The organism is Streptomyces sp. NPDC043853, from assembly GCF_056436025.1.
The window spans coordinates 80383-91982 of record NZ_JBWKDJ010000011.1; the positions used below are offsets into that span (position 1 = coordinate 80383).

Here is an 11600-nt window from a genome sequence, read left to right on the forward strand (position 1 = left end):
ATGACTCTGACGCTGAAAGAGGGCCGGCGGGTGAAGCTGGCGGCGGACCTCGAGCTGACCGGTGCGCTCACCCTGGCCGCCGACTCGCCCGGGGAGACGGCTGCCGCTGTCGGGACCCTGGCCCTGGCCGCGGGCACGCCGGGCACCGTGGAGCGGGTGAACGAGCCTCAGGAAGTGGTCCAGAGCCAGGAAGTACGGGAGTACGTGCGCCTGAAGTCGCTCCTGGACGACTTCGGCCACCAGATGCCCCCGGGGAGCAGGGGGCAGCTGGAGGAGCAGGTCGCCGCCCTGGAACCGGAATGGATCGCCCACCAGGAGCGGAAGCCCCGCGTGACGGTCCGCGTCCGCCTCGACAACCACTTCGTCCTCGACGAGGCCGCCGAGGACCTGTTCGTCCCCGCCTGACCCGGGACGGCCGGCCGAGGTCAGGCATGTCCTTCGGGTCAGGCATGTCCTTCGGGTCAGGCAGGCAGAGGGTCCAGCAGGTGGGGACCGTTGTTGCGGACGTTGTTGACGGCCGTGGTGACGGCGGTGACGGTCAGCCGGCCGCCGGACGGGGTGTGGAGGAGGGCACGCAGCCCGGCGGGATCGTTGTGGGCGGGGTCCAGCCAGTCGGCGTAGTCGCCGGGTTCGAGGGCCAGCGGCATGCGGGGATGGATGCGTCCGGCCGCGTCGGTGGCCTCGGTGGTGATGATGGTGGCGGTGGTCAGCCAGGCCGCCGGATCGTCGTCCTCGGCCACGGCCGGATCCCGCCAGAACTCGTACAGGCCGGCCATGGCCATGACGTCCCGGTCCTCCGGGCGGATGAAGTACGGCTGTTTGTACGCCTTGGCCTTCGCGGTCGCGGGTACGGCCACCCACTCGTAGAAGCCGTCCGCGGGCAGCAGGCACCGGCGCCGGCCGAAAGCGCGCCGGAAGGCCGGCTTCTCGTGGACCGTCTCCACCCGCGCGTTGATCATCCGGGAGCCCACGGACGGGTCCTTGGCCCAGGACGGCACCAGCCCCCACCGCACGGACCTCAGCTGCCGCACCACCTCGCCCGTTTCCCGGTCGGCGCGCTCCAGGACCGCCCACACCGGGTCGGTCGGAGCGACGTTCCATGACGGTCCCGGCACGTCCCGGCCGGTCTCCGGGCGCGCGCCGAAGAGGCCGGACAGGTCTTCCGGGGCCCGGGTCGAGGCATAGCGACCACACATACCTCCACTGTGCCACCCCGGGCGGGGCGATCGAGGGGAAGCGTCCCCGATCCCGTCCGGAACACGGAGGGGGTCTCCACCGCCAACACCCCCGTAGCCGTCACGGACGGCCTGCGTCACGGTCACCGGCGTCGGCAACGCGCCCTGCACCCTGACCAACACGGCCTCGGTGTCGGGCGGAGGCAGCGGATCCCACGTCACCCATCGGACCTTGGGGGCGAACACGGACCGGCTCCCGGACCGGCCGGCCCCTCCGCCCGGGAGGTGGGGACGACCGGCCCCGCCGTGGCGCAGAGGCTCGGCGGACCGCTCAGGAAGTCCGGCGGGGGCGTACGGCGCGTCGCGGGCGGCGCCGAACCTGGGGCTCGTCCCCGGTGGCCGAGGGGGACGAGAAGCCGCCCGGCACGGCGACCGGAGCCGGCCGGCCCGTGGCGGGCGCGGGAACCGTCGCCACACCGGCCGGGGCCGGGCCGCCCTGCGCCCGGCCGACGACGGACATGTGCGGGATCATCGGCCCGCACGCCTGGCACACCTCGGCGAGCGTCCAGACCTGCCCCACGGCGGCGTTGTGCACGAGGACCAGGAGGGTGCCGCCGGAGCAGTGGACGCGGTCCTCGTGGAGGGAGCACTGTCTGGCCCCGCAGGCGCAGGCGGCGTGGGGACGGGGTGTGGCCAGCCGCGCGTGCGCCCGGGCGTGCTCGGCGGCGAAGCGCTTCAGGGCCGCGGTGTCCCTCGACCGGGGCGGCATGCGGCAGGCTTCGGTGCTGCAGGTGACGGAGGCGGTGTGGTCGGCGTGCCCGGTGAGCCGGACCGTCCAGGTCCGTCCGGGCACACGCGTCGCAGGGGTGAGCATCGAGTCCGGGTCCGATCGTCGTGAGTGAGGTGGGATGAGTCGTAACTGCTGCGTCGCCGATCGCGGCGGGTGGACTTCGCGGGGCTGTCGGCCCGGGCGGGACTTCCCGTAACGCGGACTACGGCGGCAGAGTCGAAGGACGACCTCAAGGGTGTGCCCTTGTTGTCGCACGGGCCGCGAACCTTGTCAACAGCGTCGCGCTACCGGGAGTGACGGTCCGGCCGGGCCGTACGGCCCGGCCGGCAGCCGTAACAGCGCTGTCCGCCGTCCGGGTTGGGCCGTCCGTGGGCGAGTCGGACCGGGGAGCCTGCGGGCGGTCGTTTCGGAAAGTATGATCAAGCGATGGCTGACATGACCGAAACCACGCCCGGTTGGCTCCCCACGGACGAGCTGGAAATGGCCCGGGCCCGGATGCCGATCCTCTACGTCGAGGCCGTGCCCGTGCGGGTGGACGACAGCGGCGAAGTCACGAGCATCGGGCTGCTGCTGCGCATCGGTCCGGACGGAACGGTCAGCCGGAACCTGGTGTCCGGCCGCGTCCTGCACCACGAGCGGATCCGGGACGCGCTGCTGCGGCACCTGGAGAAGGACCTCGGCCCGGTCGCGCTGCCCCGCGTCCCGGCCTCGCTGCAGCCCTTCACCGTCGCCGAGTACTTCCCCACCGCGGGCATCACCTCGTACCACGATCCCCGTCAGCACGCCGTGTCCCTCGCCTACATCGTGCCTGTGACCGGCGACTGCCGGCCCCGGCAGGACGCGCTCGACCTGGTCTGGTTCAGTCCGCAGGAGGCGGCCTCGCGGGCCGTGCAGAGCGAAATGACCGGTGGGCACGGGGTGCTGCTGAAGCAGGCTCTCGCCCACGTGGGCCACACGTACTGAGGGAACGGGGCGCGCGTACCGACGCACCTGCGGCATGGGCACTGACCTGCGCGGCGGGTCCGTGAGCCGGAACGCGGTGGCGCGGCCCCGCCGCCGCGGCAGGGCGAACGGCCGGCGGTAGGGTGCCGCCCGTGTCCGAGCATCAGCGCGACCTCGCCGGCTACGGCGCCCTGCCACCGCACGCCGCCTGGCCGGGCGGTGCCCGTGTCGCCGTCAGCCTCGTCCTCAACTACGAGGAGGGCGGCGAGCGGACCGTCCTCGACGGCGACCCCGCCTCCGAGGACTACCTCCACGAGATCGTCGGCGCGCCGCCCGTGGTGGGCGGGCGCGACCTCAACGTCGAGTCGATGTTCGCCTACGGCTCGCGCGCCGGGTTCTGGCGCATCCACCGCACCCTCGCCGCGCACGGCGCGCCGCTCACCGTCCACGCCGTGGGGCAGGCGCTCGCACGCAACCCGGACGCGGCGCGGGCGATGGGTGCCGCCGGCTGGGAGGTGGCGGGCCACGGATGGCGCTGGACCGACTACCGGCACGTGCCCGAGGACGTCGAGCGCGCCGACATCGCGCGCTCGGCCGCCACGATCGAACGGCTCGTCGGACGCCGGCCCGTCGGCTGGTACACCGGCCGTACGAGCCCCCGCACGCGGCGGCTGGTCGCCGAGGAGGGCGGCTTCCTCTACGACTCCGACGACTACTCCGACGACCTGCCGTTCTACGTCGAGGTGGCCGGGCGTCCCCATCTGGTGGTGCCGTACGCCCTTGACACGAACGACTTCAAGTTCCTGATCGTGCACGGCTTCACGACCGCCGACGACATGCTCGCGTACCTCGTCGACGCGTTCGACGCGCTGCACGCCGAGGGCGCGGACCGCCCCCGCATGATGAGCGTCGGCCTGCACTGCCGGATCACCGGCCGGCCCGGCCGCATCCGCGCGCTCGACGGTTTCCTGCGGCACGTGGCACAGCGCGGCGGGGCGTGGGTCGCCACGCGCGAACAGATCGCGCGCCACTGGCTCGCCACGCACCCGCCGTCGTCACCCGGCGGTGTCACCTGACCTTGGACAGGTACGTCCGGACCGCGGTGGCGTCGCGGTTCCAGAAGGTCACCATGGGGTTCTCGGAGACGTCCAGGGCCCCGCCGTCGGGGATCGCGACGGCGAGCGGCCTGCCCGCCTCGTCGTTGGCGGTACGGCTGTGGAAGCCGATGCTCAGCGAGGTCACCGGGTCGGTCTGCTGGCCCCCTCGGAAGAGGCGCAGGCCCGCGTACGCCTTCTCGCCCGCCCCGATCGTGGCGGGCGCTGCCGCCGGGGACTCCATGGGAGGAGGCGGAACTTCGGTGCCGGCACCGAAGTGGACGATCGGGAAGTAGTACAGGGTGCAGGGCTTCTCGCCGGTGTTGACGGCCGTGAGGAAGAGGTTCTGGCCGCTGTCCTGCCGCTCGAACGTGCCGGTGATCGAGATGTTGGCGCCGGTGCAGGCGACGGAGGTGGGCTTCGGGCCGCCGCCGGAGCCCGTCGGGGCAGCCGAGTTGCCCGGTCCGCCGGACGTGCCCGGGGTCGCGGAGGGCTGCGGCCCGCCGTTTCCGTCGCCCGGCGTGGTGGAGTCGGCGGGCGCGCCGGGGCTCTGGGTGCCGGAGGGAGCCGGGCTCCCGCCGCCGGGGGTGCCGGACGCGGACGCGGTCGCGCTCGGGACGCCGGACGGGGTGGTGCCGGCGCCGCGGTCCTGGCCGGCCGAGTCACAGGCCGTGGCCGACAGGAGCGCGAGGACCGTCGCGACTCCGAGGACGCACAGCTTCAAGCCTCTGCGTGAAACGCGCATGTTGAACCCCCGTATGTGCTGTGACCTGCTGGGACGTGGGACCGGGCAATCGTCTCTTTACCCGACGGGCCGCCAGCATTCCTGCCGCGCGAAGAAGCTGTTACCAATCGAGCATTTGAAACCTCCCCTCCCTGAAGGGCGGGGATTCCTAGCTCACTTTGGCTTACGGCTGGACCATCCGGTCGCGGGGAGGGCCGGCCCGCGCCCGGGCGCGCCGGCCGCGCGGCAGATCAGCGAGGAGCCGGCCGGCCGGTCGAGGAGACCAGGACGCCGACCTTGTCGATGCGGTGCTCGGGATTGCCGCGGTCGTCGCGCCAGAAGTTCCCGACGGCGTTGTCCTCGGGTGTCGCGCAGGTGGAGAGCGTGATCATCGCCCGGTCGGGCTTCTTCCCGGGCTCGCCCGGGACCGCGGCCCGCTGCTCCGCGAGGGACCGCTCGGAACGGAACGAGGTCTTCCTGCTCCCGGTGATCCGGTACTCGTGCACCAGGCCGGCCACCGTGACGAAGACGGAGTCGCCGGCGTCGAGGGACGGGAGGTCGCGCAGCGGGCCGCCCGCGGAGAGCCGGTGTGCCGTGACGAGGTAGTTGCCTGTCTCGCCGGGGCCGACGCCGCCCCGGCCGCCGTACGGGCTGGCGGCGAGGCCCTGGTTCTGGATGCGGGTGCCGGGCCAGTCGTCGGTGGTGCCCGCGTAGGGGACGACGCGCAGGTCCCGCAGGCCTATCCGGGGGATGGAGAGCAGGGCGGGCTCGCTGCGCGGGTCGCTCGTCGGGGACGGGGCGGACGGGGGCGGGGGCGGGAGCGGTGACGGGGTGGCCCGGGACACGGCGGCAGGGGAGGTCGCCGTACGCGCGGCGGCCGCCGTGTTCAGCGCATTCGCCGTGTTCATCGCGTTCGCCGCGTTCGTCGTGTTCGTCTTCGGCGTGTTCGCGGAAGGCGGCGCGGCGGCGGACTTCGCCGGCCTGCCGTCGGCGGTCGCCGTGCCGGTCCCGGTGGAGCAGCCGGCGAGCACGGCCAGGACGGCGGAGGCGGTCACGGCCAGGAGGTGTCGGTGCGTCGGCATGGCGTTCCAGGGTCAGGGCGGGCTGTCGCGCCCTCGCCCCGGTCCGGGCCTATCGGGCAAAGCGACCGTAGCCGACCGGGTTATCCGGGGAAAGGGCTGCCGGACGTGAGGTCGGCCATGACGGGCCCGCACCGCTTTTCTCCCGGGTCTTGATTTGATGCGTCCAGTGGACTCATTATGTGCGTCCGACGGACGCATAGTGGAGTGGGGCGGGGCGTGGACCAGGCGACGAAAACGCACGGGGACGACGACTACGGGCTGAGCGGCAGCGCGTTCGTGCCGCGGCAGGAAGATCTCGTGCTTCCGATGCCGCCCGTGTTCACCGACGCCGCGGAGGAGCGCGAACACCGCAAGCAGCGGCTCGCCGGTGCCTGCCGCGTGTTCGGCCGGCTCGGATTCTCCGAAGGGGTCGCCGGGCACATCACCGTGCGGGACCCCGAGTACCCGGACATGTTCTGGGTCAACCCGTTCGGGATGTCCTTCCGGCACATCCGGGTTTCCGACCTGATCCTCGTCGACCACGAGGGGCAGGTCCGGCACGGCAGGCGACCGGTCAACCGGGCCGGATTCGTGATCCATTCCGCGATCCACGCCGCCCGGCCCGACGTCATCGCCGCCTGTCACGCCCACGCCGTCCACGGGAAGGCCTTCTCCAGCCTGGGGCGCCTGCTGGACCCGATCACCCAGGACGCGTGCGCCCTGTTCGAGCGGCACGCCCTGCACCGCGACGGCGCCGGTGCGGTGGTGGTCGACGAGGAGGCCGGGCGGCAGCTCGCCGCGGGGCTGGGGCCGCACCGGGCCGTCATCCACCAGAACCACGGCATCTTCACCGTCGGCGAGTCGGTGGACGAGGCGGCCTGGTGGTTCGTCTCCATGGAGCGCAGCGCCCAGGCTCAGCTGTTGGCGGAGGCCGCTGGCACCCCGCACCTGATCGAGCCCGAGGCCGCGCGGTACACCCGGGACCAGACCGGGTTCCCGCTCGCGGGCTGGTTCTCCTTCCAGCCGCTCTGGGACGAGATCGCGCGCACCGAACCCGACCTCTTCGAGTAGGCCACGACCGTGACACTCCCTTCCGAGAACCACCCGGACAACGGCGCGGAGGACCGCCCGGAGAACGGCCCCGAGCACGGCCCCGGGAACGGCGCCGGGAACGGCGCCGGTCCCGGCCCGGCCCCCGCGGAGCCCGGCTCCCCCGCCTGGTGGCGGGCCCGGTACGCCGAACGCGAGCGGCGCAGGCCCCGCCGGGGCGGGCTGACGCTCGACCGGATCACCGCGGCGGCGCTCGAACTGGCCGATCGCGAGGGCCTCGACGCGCTCACGATGCGACGCCTGGGCGACCACCTCCAGGTCCGCCACACCTCCCTCTACCGGCATGTCGCCAGCCGGGAGGAGCTGCTCATCGAGACCGTGGACCACATGCTCGGCGAGATCCGGCTGCCCTCCCTCGAAGGCGACTGGCGGGCCGGGCTGGAGCGGGGGGCCCGGGAGTTCCGCCGGGTCCTCGCGGCACATCCGGCGGTCGTCCCGCTGCTGACCAGCGGACAGCTGCTGGGGCCCAACGCCCTGCGCGCCCGTGAGCACGCCCTCGGGCAGCTCCTCGCCCACGGATGGGCGCCGAGGTCCGCCGTGCACGTCTACCTCACGGTCACCCACTTCGTGATCGGTGCGGCGGTGCTCGACTCCGGGGGAGCGGCGCGCACCCCCGGGCAGCGGGCCGCGATGGCCGAGCTGTTCTCCTCCCTGTCCCCCCGCACCCACCCGGTCGTGCACCGGCACGCCGAACTGCTCAACTCCCTCGATCCCGAGGACGAGTTCGAGTTCGGGCTGCGGACACTGCTGCACGGACTGGGCCACCTGCACGCCGAGGAGGCCCCGGCATGACCGGTGACCGGACGCGGGGCGGACGGGTCCTGCCGCCGCTGCGCGAGTGGACCGGGGGCGGCAGCACCCTGCGCATCGGTGCCCACGCGGTCTTCGTACGCCAGGACGGGCCCCCGCGCGGCGCGCCCGTCACCCTGATCCACGGCTTCCCCACGTCCTCCCACGACTGGGCCGCGGTCGTGCCGGCGCTCGCGGCGGCCGGGCTCCGGGTCACCACGGTGGATCTGCTCGGGTTCGGGGAGAGCGACAAGCCGCGGCGCCACCGCTACTCGGTGCTCGGCCAGGCTTCGCTGGTCGAGGAGGTCTGGCGCCGGCTCGGGACCGGGAGCACCGCCCTGGTCGCGCACGACTACGGGGTGAGCGTCGCGCAGGAGCTGCTGGCCCGCGATCCGGCCCGGATCACGCGCGTGGCGTGGCTCAACGGCGGTCTCTACCCCGATCTGCACCGCCCCGTGCCGGTCCAGCGGCTGCTGCACGGGCCGTTGGGGCCGCTGCTGGCACCCCTGACGACGGAGCGGCGGTTCGCCGCGACCCTCCGTTCCGTACTGGGGCGGCCCGTTCACGACGAGGACGTCGCCGACCTGTGGGCGGCCGCGTCCCGCGCCGGCGGTCACCGCCTCGCACCACGGCTGCTGCGGTACATCGACGAGCGCCGGCAGCACGCGGGGCGCTGGACCGCGGCGCTGGAGGGCTTCGAGGGCCCCACGCTGTTCGTGTGGGGCCCCGCGGACCCGATCAGCGGGGCCCACGTCCTCGCCCGGATCCGGGTGCGGGTGCCCCGGGCGCGGATCGTGGAGCTCGGGGGGCCGCCGGCCGCCGGGCACTATCCCCAACTGGAGGATGCCGTGGCGGTCTCGGCCGCCCTGGCCGGGTTCCTGGCGGCGCCCTGACCGGCGGCAGTGGCACCGCGCCTGTTACAGGGCCGCGCACCCGTTCGGCGCACGGCCCTCCGCGGCCTGCAGGACCGATTCCCCTGCCCTGCCCCCGCGCGCGTCAACTCGGCCTTGACCCGTGTTCCTTGCAGGCAACTGTCACCGATATGTTTGTATCGAGTAACACACGTGCCAGTTGTGGAGGTTGGTCGCTTTTGGGGCCCAGAGTGTGGGTCCTCGGCAGAACGCCGGGAACCGCACGGAGTCCAACCGGCCCGACCGGGCCGGGCGGGCTGATCATTCGAGGAGCCCTTTCCATGTCTGCTTCTTCCACCACCCGTCGTCTTCTCGCCACGGCCCTCGCGGCCGGCGCCCTGATCGGCGCGGCGGCCCTGCCCGCCGCCGCCCACGACGACGACCGTCACGACCGGCACGACCGCCGTGACCGGCACTCCTCGATCGTCATCGGCGAGGTCCAGCGCGAGGGCCACGGCCGCAACAACCGCGCCCTGAACCAGGAGTGGGTCGAGGTGGAGAACACCGGCCGCCACGCAGTCAACCTGCGGGGCTTCACCCTCACCGACCGCGACGGCAACCGCTACCGCTTCGACCGCCTGCGCCTCGAAGGCCACTCCAGCGTCCGGGTCCACACCGGCCACGGCCGCGACTCGCACCGCGACGTCTACCAGGACCGCCACCACCAGGTCTGGGACGAGCGCGACACCGCGACCCTCCGCGACGACCGCGGAAACGTCCTCGACACCGTGTCCTGGGGCCACCGCGGGCACCGCCACGACCACCGCCGCTGACCACAACCCCGGCGGCGGCCCGCCCGGATGAGCTGCCGCTCCCCCCTTTCGTATGGCGTGCCACGGCGACCCCGCCGCGGCACGCCGCACCCTGCCCGCCGCCGGGACGGGCCGCGATACGCCATCCGGGCGGGCCTGAACGAGCCCTGGCCCGCTCCGGCGGCAGCGCCCGCACCACCTCCCGCGCCTACAGGGATTCGTCGGCCGCCCGGTCCATGAAGGTCTGCAGCGCGTTCAGCTGCTGCTCTACCGCCTGGGTGAACTCGGCGGCCGGCTTCTTCGCGTCGGCGCCTTCGGGGCCCTTGGCGTACCCGTCGGTCGCGATCTCTCCGACGCGGACGGAGCGAGTCTCGATGTCCTCCAGGCCGCTCCGGCCGTCCCGGGGGGTCACGAGGCGGGCCGTCGCGAGTGCCCGGGCGAGGTCCGTATTGGCCGGGGCGTACCCCTCCTCCATCTGCCGGCGCCGGTCGGCCGCGCTCTTGGAGGGGTCGAGACCGTCGCTCAGGAGCTGGCTGGCCTGCTGCACGTACTTGTTCGTGCTGCCGGCCAGGTCGACGTAGGCGGCGCGCCGGATGTCCGCGCGCCGGGCCTGTGCCTCGTACCGGCGCGTGTCCTTGGCCTCGAAGTAGGCCAGCATGCTTCCCGTGAGCCCGGCGAGGGCCCCGATCAGGGCGCCCGCGAGCGCGGCGAAGACCGGCCCCCGCTGCTTCACCGGCCTTCCGTTCCCACCGCCCCTGTCGCCACCGCCAGCCTCCCGCTCGTCATCCTTATCGGTCTTATCCGCCTTATCACCCTTGTCGGTCTTGTCGTCCTTGCCGACCTTCTCGACCTCGTCGTCCCTGCCGCCGTTGCCGCCCTCATCGTCCTTCCGCGTCATGAAGTACCCGTACCTCGGACGGGAAGGAGCGGCACCGCCAACCGCCTGAGGGCGCGGACGGTTGCGGGGCAACATGCCGCTGTCGGAGTAATGGACGGTTCGGGGCCGTTCTCTCCGCACGCTGTGACCGTCGGTCACGCTTTCGTCAGGAGGGCCCTGTGCGCACGTCACGTTGGTGGCCGGTGCCGCGGTGGGGGCCCAAGGGGCGGCGGGCCGTGCGCCACCGCGATCCCGTCGTCTCGCTCGTGGCCGGTGAAGAGGTGGGCTTCACACCGGTGGAGCCGCCCCCTTGGATGAGGTGGCTGCCGTTCGCCTACGTGGCTGTCGTCCTGCTGCTGGAGGCGGGTCTCCAGAACGAGTGGGCGGTGAGCTTCTTCCTCATCGCGCTGCCCCCGATCGCCGCGTGCGCGTTCGGGCCGGTGGTGGTGGCCGCGCTCACCGTGTTCGCGATCCTCCTGGAGGGGTTCCTCGCGAGCACTGCGCACCACCTGTGGGAGAACCATCACGTCACTGCCGACATCGCCACCGCCGTCGTGGGCATCCTGTCGACGGCGCTCGCCGCGCACCGCACCCGCCAGGCACGCCACCTCGTCCACGCCAACTCCGTCGCCGAGGCGCTGATGCGGACCCTTCTGCGGCCCGTTCCACACCAGGTCGGGCAGGTGCTGGCGGCCAGTCTGTACCGGCCGAGCGAGGTGGGGACCATGGTGGGCGGTGACCTCTTCGACATCCGTACCACGGACTGCGGGGAGCGGGCCATCATCGGCGACGTGCGCGGCAAGGGCCTGCAGGCGGTGCGGGCGGTCGCGGCCATCCTCGGCAGTTTCCGCGAGGCGGCCTACGAGGCCGGGGACCTGCCGACGGTCGCCGCCCGGCTGGAGCGCCGACTGGTGCGGGAAGCCAGGGAGATCCCCGACGAGGAGCTGTTCGCCACGGCACTCCTGATCGAGTACGACAGCCTGACGGACCGGGTGACGTTCACCAATCACGGCCATGTGGAGCCGGTGCTCATCTCCTGCGGCGAAGTGCGCGCGCTGGAGGGCCCGCCGGTGCTGCCGCTGGGCCTGGGCGGGCTGGCGGCTGCGGACGGGCCGGTGTCGTGGAGCCACCGGTTCGTCCGGGACGACGTGCTGCTCCTGGTCACGGACGGGCTGGCGGAGGCCCGCGACCACGACGGCGAGTTCTACCCGCTGGTGGAGCGGCTCCGGCGGCATTTCACCGGACGTCCCACGCCGGGCCCTGCCGAAGTCGTCGACTTCCTCAACTGCGATCTCCCCCGCTTCGCCCGTGGCCTGCACGACGACGTGGCCATCCTCGCCATCGCTCCGCACCGTGGCGCTGGGTGATCCCGCCG

Annotated in this window: 13 protein-coding genes; 8 read left to right on the plus strand and 5 right to left on the minus strand. The window is 73.2% G+C overall.

Annotated features, from left to right (window positions below):
- Nucleotides 1-405 carry a hypothetical protein gene (locus AC067U_RS26315; RefSeq protein ID WP_478832240.1) on the plus strand — a complete coding sequence of 135 codons (405 nt, stop codon included), beginning with the start codon at nucleotides 1-3 and terminating at the stop codon, nucleotides 403-405.
- Nucleotides 406-461: 56 nt separating this feature from the next.
- Here AC067U_RS26315 and AC067U_RS26320 read toward each other — a convergent pair whose 3' ends face one another.
- Together AC067U_RS26320 and AC067U_RS26325 are read right to left on the minus strand one after the other, a co-directional pair.
- Nucleotides 462-1196 (minus strand): SOS response-associated peptidase, encoded by a 735-nt coding sequence (locus AC067U_RS26320; RefSeq protein ID WP_478832241.1) that lies wholly within the window; start codon nucleotides 1194-1196, stop codon nucleotides 462-464.
- A gap of 310 nt (nucleotides 1197-1506) precedes the next feature.
- Entirely contained in the window at nucleotides 1507-2049 is a 543-nt protein-coding gene (locus AC067U_RS26325) for a hypothetical protein (RefSeq protein ID WP_478832242.1), read from the minus strand.
- A gap of 351 nt (nucleotides 2050-2400) precedes the next feature.
- On the opposite strand from AC067U_RS26325, the gene AC067U_RS26330 reads away from it, so the two are divergent.
- Entirely contained in the window at nucleotides 2401-2928 is a 528-nt protein-coding gene (locus tag AC067U_RS26330; RefSeq protein ID WP_478832407.1) for an NUDIX hydrolase family protein, read from the plus strand.
- A gap of 131 nt (nucleotides 2929-3059) precedes the next feature.
- Entirely contained in the window at nucleotides 3060-3983 is a 924-nt protein-coding gene (gene puuE, locus AC067U_RS26335) for an allantoinase PuuE (protein ID WP_478832243.1), read from the plus strand.
- On the opposite strand, the gene AC067U_RS26340 is transcribed toward puuE, so the two are convergent.
- Entirely contained in the window at nucleotides 3976-4746 is a 771-nt protein-coding gene (locus AC067U_RS26340) for a DUF4232 domain-containing protein (RefSeq protein ID WP_478832244.1), read from the minus strand. The genes puuE and AC067U_RS26340 overlap by 8 nt on opposite strands.
- Nucleotides 4747-4976: 230 nt before the next feature.
- Complete coding sequence (locus AC067U_RS26345; protein WP_478832245.1) at nucleotides 4977-5807, minus strand: sortase domain-containing protein; 831 nt, start codon at nucleotides 5805-5807, stop codon at nucleotides 4977-4979.
- Nucleotides 5808-6065: 258 nt separating this feature from the next.
- Between AC067U_RS26345 and AC067U_RS26350 the strand changes: the two genes are divergently transcribed.
- The 4 genes from AC067U_RS26350 (at nucleotide 6066) to AC067U_RS26365 (ending at nucleotide 9369) form a co-directional block, all read left to right on the plus strand.
- Nucleotides 6066-6857 carry a class II aldolase/adducin family protein gene (locus tag AC067U_RS26350; RefSeq protein WP_478832408.1) on the plus strand — a complete coding sequence of 264 codons (792 nt, stop codon included), beginning with the start codon at nucleotides 6066-6068 and terminating at the stop codon, nucleotides 6855-6857.
- A gap of 9 nt (nucleotides 6858-6866) precedes the next feature.
- Nucleotides 6867-7688 carry a TetR/AcrR family transcriptional regulator gene (locus AC067U_RS26355; protein ID WP_478832246.1) on the plus strand — a complete coding sequence of 274 codons (822 nt, stop codon included), beginning with the start codon at nucleotides 6867-6869 and terminating at the stop codon, nucleotides 7686-7688.
- On the plus strand, nucleotides 7685-8578 hold the full coding sequence (locus AC067U_RS26360) for an alpha/beta fold hydrolase (RefSeq protein WP_478832247.1): 894 nt from the start codon (nucleotides 7685-7687) through the stop codon (nucleotides 8576-8578). Before AC067U_RS26355 ends, AC067U_RS26360 begins: the two co-directional genes overlap by 4 nt.
- A 299-nt stretch (nucleotides 8579-8877) precedes the next feature.
- Nucleotides 8878-9369, plus strand: coding sequence for a lamin tail domain-containing protein (locus AC067U_RS26365; protein ID WP_478832248.1), 492 nt, complete (start codon nucleotides 8878-8880; stop codon nucleotides 9367-9369).
- 187 nt (nucleotides 9370-9556) lie between these two features.
- Here AC067U_RS26365 and AC067U_RS26370 read toward each other — a convergent pair whose 3' ends face one another.
- Complete coding sequence (locus tag AC067U_RS26370) at nucleotides 9557-10246, minus strand: hypothetical protein (protein ID WP_478832249.1); 690 nt, start codon at nucleotides 10244-10246, stop codon at nucleotides 9557-9559.
- A 158-nt stretch (nucleotides 10247-10404) separates the two neighbouring features.
- Here AC067U_RS26370 and AC067U_RS26375 point away from each other — a divergent pair, with 158 nt between their 5' ends.
- Nucleotides 10405-11592 (plus strand): PP2C family protein-serine/threonine phosphatase, encoded by a 1188-nt coding sequence (locus AC067U_RS26375; protein ID WP_478832250.1) that lies wholly within the window; start codon nucleotides 10405-10407, stop codon nucleotides 11590-11592.
- Nucleotides 11593-11600 lie beyond the last annotated feature (8 nt).